Source organism: Rhodanobacter sp. G1 (genome assembly GCF_055397855.1).
Window position 1 is genome coordinate 1,431,940 of sequence record NZ_AP039674.1, and the last position, 16,952, is coordinate 1,448,891.

9 protein-coding genes and 1 tRNA gene are annotated in these 16,952 nt (G+C 67.5%); 3 read left to right on the forward strand and 7 right to left on the reverse strand.

The window, feature by feature from the left end; translation table 11 throughout:
- Window positions 1–67 precede the first annotated feature (67 nt).
- Window positions 68–142: transfer RNA gene (locus tag ACZ5Z2_RS06430), tRNA-Val, on the reverse strand.
- A 99-nt stretch (window positions 143–241) separates the two neighbouring features.
- Here ACZ5Z2_RS06430 and ACZ5Z2_RS06435 point away from each other — a divergent pair.
- Entirely contained in the window at window positions 242–574 is a 333-nt protein-coding gene (locus tag ACZ5Z2_RS06435) for a lipid-A-disaccharide synthase N-terminal domain-containing protein (RefSeq protein ID WP_464761124.1), read from the forward strand.
- 7 nt (window positions 575–581) lie between these two features.
- On the opposite strand, the gene metH is transcribed toward ACZ5Z2_RS06435, so the two are convergent.
- The 3 genes from metH to ACZ5Z2_RS06450 form a co-directional block, all read right to left on the reverse strand.
- Complete coding sequence (gene metH, locus ACZ5Z2_RS06440) at window positions 582–3,368, reverse strand: methionine synthase (RefSeq protein WP_464761125.1); 2,787 nt, start codon at window positions 3,366–3,368, stop codon at window positions 582–584.
- 151 nt (window positions 3,369–3,519) lie between these two features.
- The gene (locus ACZ5Z2_RS06445) at window positions 3,520–4,602 is read right to left on the reverse strand and encodes a homocysteine S-methyltransferase family protein (protein ID WP_464761126.1); all 1,083 of its coding nucleotides are present in this window, start codon (window positions 4,600–4,602) and stop codon (window positions 3,520–3,522) included.
- 10 nt (window positions 4,603–4,612) lie between these two features.
- Window positions 4,613–5,545: an ArsR/SmtB family transcription factor gene (locus ACZ5Z2_RS06450; protein ID WP_464761127.1), complete on the reverse strand. Its 933-nt coding sequence runs from the start codon at window positions 5,543–5,545 to the stop codon at window positions 4,613–4,615.
- 154 nt (window positions 5,546–5,699) lie between these two features.
- Between ACZ5Z2_RS06450 and ACZ5Z2_RS06455 the strand changes: the two genes are divergently transcribed.
- Window positions 5,700–6,860, forward strand: coding sequence for an acyl-CoA dehydrogenase family protein (locus ACZ5Z2_RS06455; protein WP_464761128.1), 1,161 nt, complete (start codon window positions 5,700–5,702; stop codon window positions 6,858–6,860).
- Between the two features lie 116 nt (window positions 6,861–6,976).
- On the opposite strand, the gene ACZ5Z2_RS06460 is transcribed toward ACZ5Z2_RS06455, so the two are convergent.
- Genes ACZ5Z2_RS06460 through ACZ5Z2_RS06470 form a run of 3 tightly spaced genes read right to left on the reverse strand, consistent with a single transcriptional unit; the run spans window position 6,977 to window position 11,570 of the window.
- On the reverse strand, window positions 6,977–7,207 hold the full coding sequence (locus tag ACZ5Z2_RS06460) for a hypothetical protein (RefSeq protein ID WP_464761129.1): 231 nt from the start codon (window positions 7,205–7,207) through the stop codon (window positions 6,977–6,979).
- A gap of 1 nt (window position 7,208) precedes the next feature.
- Complete coding sequence (locus ACZ5Z2_RS06465; RefSeq protein WP_464761130.1) at window positions 7,209–10,388, reverse strand: multidrug efflux RND transporter permease subunit; 3,180 nt, start codon at window positions 10,386–10,388, stop codon at window positions 7,209–7,211.
- A gap of 12 nt (window positions 10,389–10,400) precedes the next feature.
- Entirely contained in the window at window positions 10,401–11,570 is a 1,170-nt protein-coding gene (locus tag ACZ5Z2_RS06470; protein WP_464761131.1) for an efflux RND transporter periplasmic adaptor subunit, read from the reverse strand.
- Window positions 11,571–11,875: 305 nt separating this feature from the next.
- Between ACZ5Z2_RS06470 and ACZ5Z2_RS06475 the strand changes: the two genes are divergently transcribed.
- Window positions 11,876–16,792 (forward strand): NAD-glutamate dehydrogenase, encoded by a 4,917-nt coding sequence (locus ACZ5Z2_RS06475; RefSeq protein ID WP_464761132.1) that lies wholly within the window; start codon window positions 11,876–11,878, stop codon window positions 16,790–16,792.
- Window positions 16,793–16,952: the final 160 nt, after the last annotated feature.

Sequence of the window (16,952 nt, forward strand, 5' to 3'; positions counted from 1 at the left end):
TGCCGGGAAAGGCCGGCACGGAAAAACGAAGGGCCCGGCGTGGCCGGGCCCTTCGTTTTCGATTCGGTGGTGGGCGGTACAAGGATCGAACTTGTGACACCTGCCGTGTGAAGGCAGTGCTCTACCGCTGAGCTAACCGCCCGCCGAGAGCGCGCAAATATACGGGGTGAGGGCGGCGAGGTCAACCATGGCGCGGCGCTCGCGTAAAATGCCGGGCTTTCCCGCCGACCGGATCAGCGCCATGTCACACGACCTTTCCCACGCCCTGCAGGCGCTGCAGCAATTCCAGTTGACGCCGTGGAAGGCGGTCGGCCTGCTGGGCTCGGTGATGTTCACCAGCCGCTGGTTTGTGCAGCTGTACTACACGCGCAAGCACAAGCGGGTGGTGATGCCGTTGGCGTTCTGGTGGCTGTCGGTGGTCGGCAGTTCGTTGCTGCTGGCTTATTTCCTGGTAGGCAAGAACGATTCGGTGGGCATCATCTCGAACTTCTTCCCCGCCTTCGTCTCGGTCTACAACCTCGTGGTGCATCTGCGCCACCACAAGAACAACCTCACCGGCGACGAAACGCCCTGAGTACAGGTCACTCCGGATCGTAGTCGAGGTTGGGCGCCAGCCAGCGCTCGGCTTCCTGGCGCGTCCAGCCCTTGCGCCCGGCGTAGTCCTCCACCTGCTCGCGGGTGAGGCGGCCGACCACGAAGTACTGGCTGCCGGGATGCGAGAAGTACCAGCCGGAGACGGCCGCCGCCGGATACATCGAGAAGCCTTCGGTGAGTTCGATGCCGGCGTTGTTCGTGGCGTCGAGCAGCTTGAACAGTGTGGCCTTCTCGGTGTGGTCGGGGCAAGCGGGGTAGCCGGGGGCGGGGCGGATGCCCTGGTACTTTTCCGCGATCAGCGCGTCGTTGTCGAGGCTTTCGTCGCGCGCGTAGCCCCAGAATTCGCGCCGCACGCGTTCGTGCATGCGCTCGGCGAAGGCCTCGGCGAGGCGGTCGGCCAGCGCCTTGAGGATGATTGCGGAGTAGTCGTCGTGCTCGGCGTGGAAGCGAGCAAGGTGCGGCTCGATGCCGAGGCCGGCGGTGACGGCGAAGCCGCCGATCCAGTCGCGCTTGCCGTGCTCCTTCGGCGCGATGAAGTCGGACAGGCAGAAATCGGGGCGTTCGACGGGCTTGTCGGCCTGCTGGCGCAAGTGGTGCAGCATGATTTTCCCCTCTCCCGTCGGGAGAGGGTGCCCCGAAGGGGCGGGTGAGGGTTCGGGCGAAGCGGGGTGTTGCGCTTCGCCCGAACCCTCACCCCCAGCCCCTCTCCCGGAAGGAGAGGGGAGAAGTTCGATGTCGTCGCCGATGCTGGCCGCGGGCCAGAAGCCGATCACGCCACGGGCGGTGAGCCATTTTTCCGCGATGACCTTGTCCAGCATCGCCTGCGCGTCGCGGAACAGTTCGCTGGCCTGCTGGCCGACGATCTCATCGGTGAGGATGGCGGGGTAGTGGCCGGCCAGTTCCCACGCGTTGAAGAACGGGCTCCAGTCGATGTAGCCACGCAGCTCGGCGAGATCGTAGTCGTCGAACACGGTGAGGCCGGGCTTGTTCGGTTGCGGCGGGGCATAGTCCGCCCAGTCGCAGGCGAAGCGCTGAGCGCGCGCCTTGGCCAGCGGCACCAGTTGCTTGCCGGGGCCGCGGTTGCGGTGGCGCTCGCGCACTTCGGCGTATTCGGCGCGGATCTTCGCCATGAAGTCGTCGATCAACTCCTTGCTGACCAGCGACTGCGCCACGCCCACCGCGCGCGAGGCGTCCTTCACCCATACGCAGGGCGACTTGTAGTGCGGCTCGATCTTCAGCGCGGTGTGCGCGCGCGAGGTGGTGGCGCCACCGATCAAGAGCGGGATGCGGAAATCCTGCCGCTGCATTTCGCGGGCCACGTGGCTCATCTCCTCCAGCGAGGGCGTGATCAGGCCGGACAGGCCGATCATGTCGGCGTTCTCGGCGATGGCGGTGTCGAGGATCTTCTGCGTGGGCACCATCACGCCGAGGTCGATCACGTCGAAGTTATTGCAGCGGAGCACCACGCCCACGATGTTCTTGCCGATGTCGTGCACGTCGCCCTTGACCGTGGCCATCACGATCTTGCCGTTGCTCTTGCCGGCGTCGCCGGTGCGCGCCTTTTCCTCCTCGATGAAGGGCAGCAGGTAGGCCACCGCCTTCTTCATCACGCGGGCGGACTTCACCACCTGCGGCAGGAACATCTTGCCGGCGCCGAACAGGTCGCCGACCACGTTCATGCCGTCCATCAGCGGGCCCTCGATCACGTCGAGCGGGCGCGCGACCTGCTGGCGCGCTTCCTCGGTGTCCTCGACCACGTACTGGTCGATGCCGTGCACCAGCGCGTGGCTGAGTCGGGCGCGCACGTCCTTCTCGCGCCAGGCCAGCGTCTCGACGATGGCCTCGCCTTTCTTCTTCTTGTAGTTGTCGGCGATTTCCAGCAGGCGCTCGGTGGCGTCGGCGCGGCGGTTCAGCACCACGTCCTCGACGCGTTCGCGCAGGGTGGGGTCGAGGTCGTCGTAGATCGCCAGCGCGCCGGCGTTGACGATGCCCATGTCCATGCCGGCCTGGATGGCGTGGTACAGGAACACCGAGTGGATCGCCTCGCGCACGGTGTCGTTGCCGCGGAACGAGAACGACACGTTGGAGACGCCGCCGGAGATGTGCGAATCGGGGAAGCGCCGCTTCAGCTCGCGGGTGGCCTCGATGAAGTCCACCGCGTAGTTGTTGTGCTCCTCGATGCCGGTGGCGATGGCGAAGATGTTGGGATCGAAGATGATGTCTTCGGGCAGGAAGTCGAGTTCCTGCGTCAGCAATGCATGGGCGCGCGAGCAGATCTCGATCTTGCGCTCGGCGGTATCGGCCTGGCCCTGCTCGTCGAACGCCATCACCACCGCGGCGGCGCCGTACTGCTGCACCTTGCGCGCGTGTTCGAGGAACGCCGCCTCGCCTTCCTTCATCGAGATCGAGTTGACGATGCCCTTGCCCTGCAGGCAGCGCAGGCCGGCCTCGATCACGCTCCACTTGGAGGAGTCCACCATCACCGGCACGCGGGCGATGTCGGGTTCGGCGGCGATCAGGTTGAGGAAGCGCACCATCGCCGCCTCGGAGTCGATCAGGCCTTCGTCCATGTTGACGTCGATGATCTGCGCGCCGTTGGCGACCTGCTGGCGTGCGACCTCCACCGCTTCCTCGTAGCGGTCTTCCTTGATCAGCTTCTTGAACTGCGCCGAGCCGGTGACGTTGGTGCGCTCGCCCACGTTGACGAACAGCAGATCGGGCGTGATGACCAGCGGTTCGAGGCCGGAGAGTCGGGTGTAGCGGGCGGTGCTCATGCTTCTGCTCTTGCTTCCTCTCCCCGGTGGGGAGAGGATTGAGGTGAGGGGGCGAGGCTTGCGACAAGATTCGGTGATGCGGGCGCGGGGCCAGCGTGACCCCTCACCCCAACCCTCTCCCCGTAGGGGAGAGGGAGCCGGTTCGCGGTGTTCATGCGGCTTCCCGTTTTTCGCCCGGCAGCGCGCGCGGCGGGTACTCGCGCACGGCTTCCGCGATGGCCTTGATGTGCGCCGGCGTGGTGCCGCAGCAGCCGCCGACGAGGTTGAGCAGGCCGTCGCGGGCGAAGCCGCGGATCACGCCGGCCATCTGCTCCGGCGTCTCGTCGTACTCGGCGAAGGCGTTGGGCAGGCCGGCGTTGGGATGCGTGCTGACGTGGCATTCCGCGAGGTCGGCGAGGGTCTGGATGTGCGGGCGCAGGTCGGCCGCGCCGAGCGCGCAGTTCAGGCCGATGGACAGCGGCCGCGCATGGCGCACGGAATACCAGAACGCCTCGGCGGTCTGGCCGGAAAGCGTGCGGCCGGAGCGGTCGGTGATGGTGCCGGAGATCATCAGCGGCACGCGCGCGCCGCGCTCGCGGAACAGCTCGGAGAGCGCGTACAGCGCGGCCTTGGCGTTAAGCGTGTCGAAGATGGTTTCCACCATCACGATGTCGGCGCCGCCGTCGACCAGGCCGGCGGCGGACTCGCGGTAGTTGGCCGCCAGTTCCTCGAAGGTGACGTTGCGGAAGCCGGGGTCGTTGACGTCCGGCGACAGCGAGGCGGTGCGGCTGGTGGGGCCGAGCACGCCGATCACGAAGCGCGGCTTGCCCGGCGTGAGCGCGGTGAATTTGTCGCAGGCGGCGCGTGCGAGCTTCGCGCCTTCCAGGTTCAGTTCGTGCGCGAGGTGTTCCAGCTTGTAGTCGGCCTGGCTGATGCGGGTGGAATTGAAGGTGTTGGTTTCCACCAGGTCGGCGCCGGCTTCGAGGTAGGCCTCGTGCACGCCGCGGATGATCGCCGGCTGGGTCAGCGTGAGCAGGTCGTTGTTGCCCTTGAGGTCGCAGCCCGGGTGGTCGTGGTGGTGCGCGTGGGCGCCGTCGTGGCCGTGCTCGAAACGTTCGCCGCGGAAGCCCGCTTCGTCCAGCCGGTGGCCTTGCAGCATGGTGCCCATGCCGCCGTCGAGGATCAGGATGCGTTCGGCCAGCGCCGCTTCCAGCAGGGCGACGCGTTCGGGGTGCAGCCAGGGCAGGGCGCTCATCGGTGGCTTCTCACTTCTTCGGCTTCTGCGCGAGCAGGCTGATGACTTCGAAATGCGGCGCCTTGCGCTCGCGGCTGATGCGGTTGCAGCTGAGCACCTGCAGGCCGGCGGCGCTGGCGTGATCGCGCAGCTCCGCCTCGGTGAAGCCGAGGTTGCGGTGGTCGAACGGTTCCACCGCGGCGCGGTGGTCGTGCTTGCCCAGCGTCACCGCGAGCAGGCGTCCGCCGGGGCGCAGCAGGCGCGCGGCTTCGGCCACGGCCTGCGCGGGGCGTTCGGCGTAGGTGAGCGCGTGCAACATCAGCACGAGGTCGAAGCGGCGTTCGCCGAGTTCCAGCGCGTGCATGTCGCCCTGGTGCACCTCGACGTTGCGGTAGGCGTGCAGGCGCTTGCGCGCGGCCTCGACCACGCGTTCGCTGGAGTCCACGCAAACGACGGAGTGGGCGTGCGGCGCCAGCAGTTCGGCGGTGATGCCGTCGCCGGAGGCGATGTCCAGCACGTCGCCGGTGCCCAGTAGCTGCAGCAGCGCGCGCGCCAGCGTTTCCCAGGTGCGGCCGGGCGAGTAGTGGCGTTCCATGTCGCCAGCGACGGTGTCGGCCCAGCCTTCGGCGCGGGCGCGGTTGGCGAGCACGGCGGGCAGGCGGTCGGCGTCCTCGCGCAGCAGGGCGTCGTCGATGTTCTCGCGCAGCGCGGCGATCAAGGTGTGCTGGTGCTCGTCGCCCTCGCCGTTGGCGCGGTAGTAGGCGGAGACGCCGGCGCGGCGGTCGCGCACCAGGCCGGCTTCCTTCAGCTTGGCCAGATGCGTGGAGACGCGCGGCTGCGCCAGGTGCAGCACCGCGGCCAGTTCGGCCACGGTGAGCTCCTCGCCCTCCAGCAGGGCCAGCAGGCGCACGCGGGTGGGGTCGGCCAGCAGGCGCAAGATGCTGGACGCGGTGGCCAGATCCATGCGTTATCCCTATATCGCGATAAAGAGATGCGAAGTCTGGGCCGGCGCCCGCCGTGCGTCAAGGGCTTGTCCGTGGCGCATTGTTGCGCTCGCACAAGGCCTTTCGGGCGGCCACGCTAAAATGGCGGGCTTTCTTCTCCCATCGGAGCCCCTCATGGATTTCAGCTTTACCGAAGACCAGTTGGCCATCCAGGCCATGGCCCGCGACTTCGCCCAGAAGCGCATCGCGCCGGTGGCGGCCGAACTGGACGAGAAGGGCGAGTTCCCGCTGGAGAACATCCGCGAGATGGGGCAGCTCGGCCTGATGGGCATCGAGGTGCCGCACGAATACGGCGGCGCGGGCATGGATCCGATCGCCTACTCGCTGGCGATGATCGAGATCGCTGCGGCCGACGCCGCCACCGCGACCATCATGTCGGTCAACAACTCGCTGTTCTGCAACGGCATCCTCAAGCACGGCAGCGAGGAGCAGAAGCAGAAGTACGTGCGCGCCATCGCGCAGGGCGAGGCGATCGGCGCCTATGCGCTGACCGAGCCGCAGTCCGGCTCCGATGCCTCGGCCATGCACACCCGCGCGCAGAAGAACGCGAACGGCGACTGGGTGATCAACGGCAAGAAGAGCTGGATCACCTCCGGCATGGTGGCGCGCTACATCATCCTGTTCGCCATAACGACACCAGGTATTGGAGCAAAGGGCGTGTCGGCTTTCATCATCGACACGCAGCTGCCGGGCTTCCACGCCGGCAAGAGCGAGCCCAAGCTGGGCATCCGCGCCTCGGCCACCTGCGAGATCGAGTTCACCGACTATGTGTGCCCGAAGGCGAACCTGCTGGGTGCGGAGGGCAAGGGCTTCGCGATGGGCATGAGCTTGCTCGACGCGGGGCGCATCGGCATCGCCTCGCAGGCGGTGGGCATCGCACGTGCGGCCTACGAGGCGGCGCTGCAGTGGTCGCGCGACCGCAAGGCCTTCGGCCACCCGATCGGCACGTTCCAGATGACCCAGGCCAAGATCGCCGACATGAAGTGCAAGCTCGACGCCGCCACCCTGCTCACGCTGCGCGCCGCCTGGGCGAAGGGCGAGGCGGAGAAGCACGGCGGCCGCTTCGGTACCGAGGCATCCATCGCCAAGCTCACGGCGTCGGAGGCGGCGATGTGGATCGCCCACCAGGCGGTGCAGATCCACGGCGGCATGGGCTATTCGCGGGAGATGCCGCTGGAGCGCTACTTCCGCGACGCCAAGATCACCGAGATCTACGAAGGCACCAGCGAGATCCAGCGCATCGTGATCGCACGCAACGAGACGGGCTTGCGCTGAACCTTCAACTCCCACCCCATTGGGGAGTGGGTTGGGGTGAGGGGGGACTTGCGTATCAACAAGAAGCCCGGGCGGGGTAACCCGCCCGGGCTTCTTGTTGAAGTGAGATCAAGAACCTACTTGTTCATGCCACGCCAGTTTTCCTTGCTCTCCTCGATCTTCTGCCTGATTTCCTCTTGCTGCTCTTGTTTGGTCGGCATGGAACGCAGCATCAAGGCGAACGCCGCAACGGATACCAAGATCGCCGGAAACATTGGCAGGAAATGGAATGCCAGTCGTGCCAGCAAGAGCCACAGAAAACCCAAAAACAAGTTGAATGTCGTGGATTTTCTGTGGGGCCTTTTCATCTCAATGGCCGCGCCGCGGATCGGAGTCGAACGACTGCATGCCTGCCCCCGTGGCCGCCTGGGGCTTGCTATCGCCATCCAGCTTGTCGCCCAGCAGGCGCCGCACCACGATGTAGAACACCGGGATCAGCAGCACGCCGAAGATGGTGGCGAACAGCATGCCGCCGATCACGCCGGTACCGATGGCGTGGCGGGCGTTGGCGCCGGCGCCGGTGGAGATGAACAGCGGGAACACGCCGAGGATGAAGGCCAGCGAGGTCATCAGGATCGGGCGCAAGCGCAGCCGCGCCGCGTCGATGGTGGCCTCGCGCAGCGTGCGGCCGGCCTTCTGCTCGGCCACCGCGAATTCCACGATCAGGATCGCGTTCTTCGCCGCCAGGCCGATCACCGTGACCAGGCCGATCTTGAAGTAGATGTCGTTGGGCAGGCCGCGCAGCAGGGTGAACACCACCACGCCGAGCAGGCCCAGCGGCACCACCAGCAGCACCGACACCGGGATCGACCAGCTCTCGTACAGCGCGGCCAGCGCCAGGAACACCACCACGATGGACAGCACCATCAGCAGCGTGGCGGCGTTGCCGGACAGGATTTCCTGGTAGGACTGCCCGGTCCAGTCGAAACCGTAGCCCTTGGGCAGATCCTGCGCGACGATCTTCTGCATCTCGTTCATCGCTTCGCCCGAGGCATGGCCCGGCGCCGGCGAACCCACGATTTCCACCGCGGAGTAGCCGTTGTAGCGGGTCAGCGCCGGCGAGCCCATGCCCCATTTCGCCTGCACCACGTTGGAGATCGGGATCATCGCCGGCGTGCCGTCGGCGTTGGTTTCCGTGCTGCTGGGCGTGAAGAAGTGCTGCAGCGCGTCCGGGCCCATGCGATAGGGCGCGTCCGCCTGCATGATGACGCGCTTCACGCGGCCGCCGTAGGTGAAGTCGTTCACGTACACCGGCGCCAGCATCAGGCTGACCGCGTTGTACACGTCGCTGATCGACAGGCCCATCGACTGCGCCTGCACGCGATCCACCTTCAGGTCGAGCTGCGGCGAATCCTCCAGCGCGTTCGGACGCACGCCGGTGAGCAGCGGATCCTTCGCGGCCTTGCCTAGCAGCATGTTGCGTGCCTGGGTGAGCGCGTCGCGGCCCAGGCCGGCGCGATCCTGCAGGTACATGTCGAAGCCGCCGAACTGGCCCAGGCCTTGCACGGTGGGGATGTTCACCACGAAGATGCGCGCGTCGCGGATCGCGAACAGCTGCATGTTCGCGCGCTGGATGAACTGCATCGCGGTGACGTCGCGCTTGGCCCAGTCCTTCAGCTTGATGAAGGCCATGCCGGCGCTTTCGCTGGAGCCGATGAAGCTGAAGCCGGTCACCTGCAGCACGCCTTCCACCGCCGGATCCTTGTTGAGGATCGTGCGCATCTGCGCCATCACCTCGCCGGTGCGCTGCTTGGTGGCGCCGGGCGGCAACTGGATCACGGCCAAGGCGTAGCCCTGGTCTTCCTCGGGCAGGAAGCTGCCGGGCAGGCGGGTGTACAGGAAGCCTGCCAGCACCGCGAGCAGCACGAACACGAACATCCAGCGCGGCGCGTGCCGCACCGCGCGGCCCACGTGGCCGACGTAGCTGCGCGTGGCCCACTCGAACAACTCGTTGAACTTGCGGTAGACGACGTTCTTCTTCTTGTGGTGCTCCGGCTGCAGGAAGCTGGCGCACAGCGCCGGCGTGAACGACAGCGCGAGGAAGGCCGAGAACGCCATCGACATCGCGATGGTCAGCGCGAACTGCTTGTAGATGATGCCGGAGGCGCCCGGCTGCAGCGCCGACGGCACGAACACCGCCGCCAGCACCACGGTGATCGCCACCACCGCGCCGGTGATCTGGCCCATCGCCTTGCGCGTGGCCTCCTTCGGCGAGAGGTTCTCCTCGGTCATGATGCGTTCGACGTTCTCGATCACCACGATCGCGTCGTCCACCACGATGCCGATCGCCAGCACCATGCCGAACAGGGTGAGCTGGTTGATGGTGAAGCCCAGCACCAGCATGCCGAGGAAGGTGCCCAGCAGGGCCACCGGGATCACCAGGGTGGGGATGACGGTGGCGCGGAAGTTCTGCAGGAACAGCAGCATCACCAGGAACACCAGGATGATCGCCTCGACCAGGGTATGCACCACCTCGTCGATGGAGATGTGCACGAAGGCGGTGCTGTCGTAGGGGCTGAACCAGCTCACGCCGGGCGGGAAGCTGGGCGTCAGCTCGTCCATCTTCGCGCGCACCGCGGTGGACACGTCCAGCGCGTTGGCGCCGGGCAGCAGCTGGATCGCGAAGGCGCCGATCGGCTTGCCGTCCCAGGTGGTGTCGAAGCCGTAGTTGCCGGGGCCGAAGCTGATCTTGGCCACGTCGCCCAGCTTGACGGTGGTGCCGTCGGCGTTGGCGCGCAGGATGATGCCGGCGAACTGCTCGGGCGTGGTGAAGCGGCCCTCGGTGGACACCGTGGCGGTGAGGCCCTGGCCGGGCACGGCCGGGTCGGCGCCCAGCGAGCCGGCGGCGAACTGCACGTTCTGCGCCGAGATCGCGTTGAACACCTGCGTCGCCGACAGGCCATAGCCCTGCAGCTTGTCCGGGTTCAGCCAGATGCGCATGGCGTATTCGGAGCCGAACTGCTGGGTGCTGCCCACGCCGGGCACGCGCGAGATCTGATCCAGCACCTGCGAGCCGACGATGTCGTTGAGGCGGTCGCGGTCGATGTTCGGGTTGTCCGACTTCAGCGCGATCACCATCAGGAAGCCGGCGTTGGCCTTGGCCACCACCACGCCCTGCTGGGTCACTTCGGAAGGCAGGCGTGGCGTGGCCAGCGCCACCTTGTTCTGCACCTGCACCTGGGCGATGTCCGGATCGGTGCCGGTCTCGAAGGTCAGCGTGATGCTGGCGTGGCCGCTGGCGCTGGACGAGGAGCTGAAGTACAGCAGGTGGTCGATGCCGGTGAGCTGCTGCTCGATCACCTGGGTGACGGTCTTCTCGGTGGTGTCCGCGCTGGCGCCGGGGTAGGTGGCGTTCACCGTGACCGACGGCGGCGCGATGTTCGGATACGACTCCACGCCCAGGTTGAGGATGGCTAGCACGCCGCCCAGCGAGATCAGGATGGCCACCACCCAGGCGAAGATCGGGCGGTCGATGAAGAAACTTGGCATCGTCGGACTCCGTTACTTGCCGGCAGCCGGCGCGGCGCCGCCCGCGGCGGGCTGCGGCTGCCACGGCGAGGCCTTGGCAGGGGCACCCTCGTGCACGTTCTGCACGCCGGACACCACCACCTGGTCGCCGGCGGCGAGGCCGCTGGTGATCACCCAGTTGCCGCCGCTCATGCCGTTTGCGGCGACGTCATGGCGCTTGACGTTGCCGTCGCTGCCCACCACGAACACGTAGGCGCCCACGGTGTCGCGCAGCACGGCCGCCTGCGGGATCAGGAACACCTTGTGCTGCTCGCCCAGCGTGGCCTGCAGTGTCACGTACATGCCTGGCAGCAGGCTGTGCTTGGGATTGGGAATCTGCGCGCGCAGGTTCATCGCGCCGGTGGCCGGATCCACCGTGGCGGCGGTGAAATCCAGCGTGCCCGGCTCGGCATACGTGCTGCCATCGGGCAGGGTCACGCGCACGCTGGCCTGGTTGGCCTGCGCGAGGGTGACGCCACCGCTGCTCTGCGCCTGGCGCAACTGCTCCATGTCGGCCACGCTCATGGTGAAGTTCACGTACAGCGGATCGATCTGATCCACCGTGGTGAGCAGGGTTGCGCTGCCGTTGCCCACCAGCGCGCCTTCGGTCACCTGCTGCTGGCCGGCGCGGCCGTCGATGGGCGAGGTGACGTTGGCGTAGCCGAGGTTGATGCGCGCGGTCTGCACGTTGGCCTGCGCCGCCTGCACCGCCGCGGCGGACGTGCGCTCGGCGGCCAGAGCGTTGTCGAGGTCGGATCGGGAGATGTAGCCCTTGGGCGCCAGCTCGCGCGAACGCTTGGCGTTGACCTTGGCGTTGGTGTAGGTGGCCTGCGCCTGCGCCAGCGAAGCCTCGGCCGCGGCCAGCGCGGCCTTCAGCGGCGCCGGGTCGATCTCGAACAGCAACTGGCCCTTCTTCACGTCGCTGCCTTCGACGTAGTCGCGCTTCAGCAGCACGCCGGCCACGCGGGCGCGCACGTCGGCGCTGCGGAAAGGCGACAGGCGGCCGACCAGATCCTTGGTCAGCGGCTCGTTCTGCGGCTGCGCGTTGACGACGCCCACCTGCGGCGGCGGCATCTGCATCTGGCCTTGTTCCTTCTTGCCGCAGGCAGCCAGGGCCAGCAGGCCGAGGCACAACGCGGGGGCGCGCAGGGACGGGGATTTCATGGGGACTCCGGGGCGTGCTGATCGTGGTCGACGGTAAAGCGTTTCCGCGGCTCGCGGGGACGAGCACGGTGGGGCAGGTGGCTACTATACCGTACAGTTTACAATTTGTTACAGGGCTTGCGGAAAGGTTTTCTCGTCGACGCACGATCCATGGCGACCGCTCTTCGCCACGTTGGTCGTGCACGCCGCGAAGACCTGAATTGCGCTGCAATGCATGACGCTATGCACAAGGCGTTTTGAGGAGGCGAAGCGTATCCTTTTGGGGCTTTGTCGCGTCACTTTCGTTCCCACTACAAGCAGATGCCATGAATGCCATTCGCGCAGCCCATGAAGTTCCGTTTCAGTCCGCCGTGTTCGAGGCGCTGAAGCAAACCGGATTCCCCGCCCAGCGCCTTGATGAGGCGCAATTTTTTATCGGAGCCTTCTTCGCACGGATCAGCGCGGGCGATTTCGGCTTGCACACCCCGGCGCAATGGGCTGCGGTGGTCGATGGCCTGCTGCAGTTCGCGCAGCAGCGCGCGCCCGGCCGCGCGGCGGTGCGCGTGCTGAGTCCCGAGGTCGGCCACGGCCAGTTGCAGATCGTCACCGACGACATGCCGTTCCTGGTCGATACCGTGAGCATGGTGGTTTCCGCGCACGTGCAGATCCATGCCGTGGTTCACCCGGTGCTGCCGGTGCGGCGCGATGCCGGCGGCAAGCTGCTGGCGCTGGGCGGCGAGCAGGGCGCGTCCGAGTCGGTGATGCACTTCGAGATCGACCGCGTGGCTGGCGCCGACCAGGCGCAACTGGTCGCGCAGGTCGAGGCCGCGCTGGACGACGTGCGCGCCGCGGTGGGCGACTGGGCGGCGATGCGCGACAAGGCGCTGGCCATCGCCGGCGAACTGCCGCAGCGCAAGCCGGCGCTGGACGAGGCTTCCGCGCGCGAGGCCGGCGATTTCCTGCGCTGGCTCGCCGCCGACAACTTCACCTTCCTCGGCTATCGCGAGTACGAAGTGGCCGACGCCGACGGCGAGCACGTGCTGCGCGCCATCGACGGCTCGGGCCTGGGCATCCTGCGCAAGAACGAGCAGTCGATGGCGCCGCGTTCGCTGAAGACGCTGGCGGCCAGCGGCCTGCCGCATTCCGGCGCGGTGGACGCGGTCATCCTGACCAAGACCAACGCGCGTTCGCGCGTGCATCGTTCCGGCTACATGGATTACATCGGCGTGCTGCGCTTTGGCGCCGACGGTCGCGCCATCGCCGAGCAGCGCTTCCTCGGCCTGTTCACCTCGAACGCCGGCATGGCGCGCCCGCAGGACGTGCCGCTGGTGCGCCACAAGGTGGAGGCGGTGCTGGCGCGCTCGGGGCTGAAGCGCGACTCGTACTCCGGCAAGTCGCTGCGCCACACGCTGGAAACGCTGCCGCGCGAGGAACTGCTGCAGAGCAGCGAGGACGAACTGTTCGCCATCGCCACCGGCATCCTCGAACTGCGCCAGCGCGCGCACACGCGCCTGTTCATGCGCCGCGACCGCTACGGCCGCTTCTTCACCTGCCAGGTGTTCGTGCCGCGCGAACGCTTCAACACTTCGGTGCGCGAACGCATCGAGGCCTTGCTTGGCGAGGCGCTGCACGCCGACCAGGTCGACTCCTCTGTGCTGATGGGCGAGGACGCGCTGGCGCGCTTGTACATCGTGGTGCGCCCGAAGATCGGCGACCAGCCCGGCTACGACCTCGCCGCGCTGGAGCAGGGCGTGGCGGCCATCGCGCGCAACTGGCACGACGACGTGCGCGACGCGCTGGTGAAGCAGTGCGGCGAGCACGAGGGCGTGGCGCTGGCCAACCGCTACGCGCGCGCGCTGCCGCCCGGCTACATCGACGACGTGAGCCCGGCGGTGGCCGCCGAGGACGTGCGCCAGCTGTCGCTGCTGGAAGGCGACAACGCGCTGCGCATGTCCTTCTACCACCCGCCGAAGGCGCCGGAGACGCTGCGCTTCAAGGTCTACCGCTCCGGCGGCGACATCGCGCTGTCCGAAGTGCTGCCGCAGCTGGAGAACCTCGGCCTGCGCGTGCTCACCGAGCACGTCTACGAGATCCACGGCGCCAGTGTGCCGTTGTCGATCCAGGACTTCGAAGTGCAGCCGGTGGGCAAGCTCACCTTCAGCGTCGAGCAGGTCGGCTCGCTGTTCGAGCACGCGTTCGAGCAGATCTGGCGCGGCAACGCCGAGAACGACGGCTTCAACCGCCTGGTGCTGGGCGCCCAGCTGAGCTGGCGCCAGATCGCTATGCTGCGCGGCTACTGCAAGTACCTGCTGCAGGCCGGCACGCCGTTCTCGCAACCGTACATGGAGGACACGCTCAACCGCTATCCGGCCATCGCCGGCCTGCTGGTGGAGCTGTTCCTGGCCAAGTTCGACCCGCGCCGCGAATCGCTGTCGGACGACGAGCGCAGGCTCGCCGCCAAGCTGCTGCACGGCGAGATGTCGGCGCTGATCCCGGCCAACGTGCAGACCGCGAACCCCGCCCTGGTCGACGGCCTCGCCGCCGCGCTGGCGCAGCCGCGCACCGAGCAGGTGAAGACCATCGAGGCGGCGATCAACCTGCTGCTGGAGAACGTGGCCAGCCTCGACGAGGATCGCATCCTGCGCAGCTTCGTGGCGGTGATCCACGCCACCTTGCGCACCAGTTTCTTCCAGCAGTGGAACGGCGCGTACCGCGACTACATCAGCTTCAAGCTCGACTCGCACGCGGTGCCCGAGCTGCCCAAGCCGGTGCCGTACCGCGAGATCTGGGTGTGCGCGCCGCGCGTGGAAGGCATCCACCTGCGCTTCGGCCCAGTGGCGCGCGGCGGCCTGCGCTGGTCCGATCGCCGCGAGGACTTCCGCACCGAGGTGCTGGGCTTGGTGAAGGCGCAGATGGTGAAGAACACCGTGATCGTGCCGGTGGGCTCGAAGGGCGGCTTCTTCGTCAAGAAGCCGCCGCTGGGCGGCGACCGCGACGCGCAGCTGGCCGAGGGCATCGCCTGCTACAAGCTGTTCATCAACGGCCTGCTCGACATCACCGACAACCTGGTCGAGGGCAAGGTGGCGAACCCGCACGACGTGGTGCGCCACGACGCGGACGATCCGTACCTGGTGGTGGCCGCCGACAAGGGCACGGCCACGTTCTCCGACATCGCCAACGCCATCTCGATCGAGCACGGCTACTGGCTGGGCGACGCCTTCGCCTCCGGCGGCTCCAACGGCTACGATCACAAGGGCATGGGCATCACCGCCAAGGGCGCGTGGGAGTCGGTGAAGCGCCACTTCCGCGCACTGGGCCGCGACAGCCAGAGCGAGGACTTCACCTGCGTGGGCATCGGCGACATGTCCGGCGACGTGTTCGGCAACGGCATGCTGCTGTCGCGCCACATCAGGCTGGTCGCCGCTTTCGATCACCGCCACGTGTTCCTCGATCCGAACCCGGACGTGGAGCGTTCCTTCGTCGAGCGCGAGCGCATGTTCAAGCTGCCGCGTTCGAGCTGGGAGGACTACGACAAGTCGCTGATCTCCGCCGGCGGCGGCGTGTGGCCGCGCACGGCCAAGGCGATCCCGGTGTCGCCGGAAGTGCGCGCGGCGCTGGGCCTCAAGGCCGACGTCACGCAGATGGCGCCGAACGACCTGCTCAACGCTATCCTCAAGGCGCCGGTGGATCTGCTCTGGAACGGCGGCATCGGCACCTACGTCAAGGCCAGCAGCGAGACCCACGCCGACGCGCGCGACCGTGCCAACAACGGCCTGCGCGTGGACGGCAACGAACTGCGCTGCAAGGTGGTGGGCGAGGGCGGCAACCTCGGCATGACCCAGAAGGGCCGCATCGAGGCGGCGCAGAAGGGCGTGCTGCTCAACACCGACTTCATCGACAACTCCGCCGGCGTGGACACCTCCGACCACGAGGTGAACATCAAGATCCTGCTCAACGATGCCGTGCAGCGCGGCGAGCTCACCGAGGCCGCGCGCAACACCCAGCTCGCCGCGATGACCGACGAAGTGGGCCAGCTGGTGCTGTGGGACAACTACCGCCAGAACCAGGCGATCACCTTGATGGAGCACCAGTCGGCGAAGCGCCTCGGCTCGATGGCGCACTTCATCCGCACACTGGAGGCCGAGGGTTCGCTGGATCGCCAGGTGGAGAACCTGCCCAGCGAGGCCGAGCTGACCGAGCGCAAGACGCGTGGCCAGGGCATGACGCGTCCGGAACTGTCGGTGCTGCTCTCCTACGACAAGATCCGCCTGTTCCAGCAACTGCTCGACTCCGACGTGCCGGAAGACCCATACCTTTCCAAGGAACTGGTGCGCTACTTCCCCGCGCCGCTGCACGAGAAGTACGCCGCGCACATGCAGCGCCACCGCCTGAAGCGCGAGATCATCGCCACCGCGGTGACCAACTCCACGATCAACCGCATGGGCGCCACCTTCATGATGCGCATGCAGGAGGACACCGGCAAAGGCCCGGCGGCGATCGCCAAGGCCTACACCGCCGCGCGCGAGATCCTCGACGCGCGCGAACTGTGGGCCGAGATCGAGGCGCTGGACAGCAAGGTGGCCGAGGGCACCCAGGTCGACGCGGTGATGCAGGTGTGGTCGCTGCTGCGCCACATGACCCGCTGGCTGCTCAACCGCCCAGGCGGCACGCTGGAGATCGCCGCCAACGTCGAGCGCTACCAGGCCGGCGTGAGCGCCCTGCGCAAGGCTTTGCCGGAAGCGCTCACGCCCACCGGCAAGGGCGATTTCGCCAGCAGCCAGGAGAAGTGGGAAGGCCTCGGCCTGCCCGGTGAGCTGGCCGTGCGGCTGGCGCGCCTGTCCGAACTGCGCGCCGCGCTGGACATGGTGGAAGTGGCGCAGCAGACCGGCCAGCCCGTCGAGAAGGTGGCGGGCGTGTTCTACGAGCTGGCCGAGGCGCTCGACCTCGAATGGCTGCGCGGCCAGATCGAGGCGCTGCCGGTGGAAGGCCACTGGCATGCGCAGGCGCGCGGCTCGCTGCTGGACGAGCTCAACCACCAGCATCGCGCACTGGCGCAGCAGGTGCTGAAGATGGGCGGCGGCAGCAAGGGCGTCTCGCCGGTGCAGGCGTGGCTGCAGCGCGACGATGCCACGTTGCAGCACACCCGCGGCATGCTGGCCGAGATCCTCACCCAGAACGCCGACTACCCGATCGCCTCGGTGGCCGTGCGCCGCCTTGCCCAGTTGGCGCAGGTTCCGGTGTGACGCTCCTCCTCCCTCTCCCCTTCGGGACGCGGGGAAGGGCCATGGATGGCCCTGCCTTGAGGAGCGAGGAAGAGGGTTGGGGTGAGGGGCGATCTTGCGACAATCTTCATGCGGCACACGAAGCCCCGGCCCGTCCGGGGCTTCGCTTTTGCATCGTCCC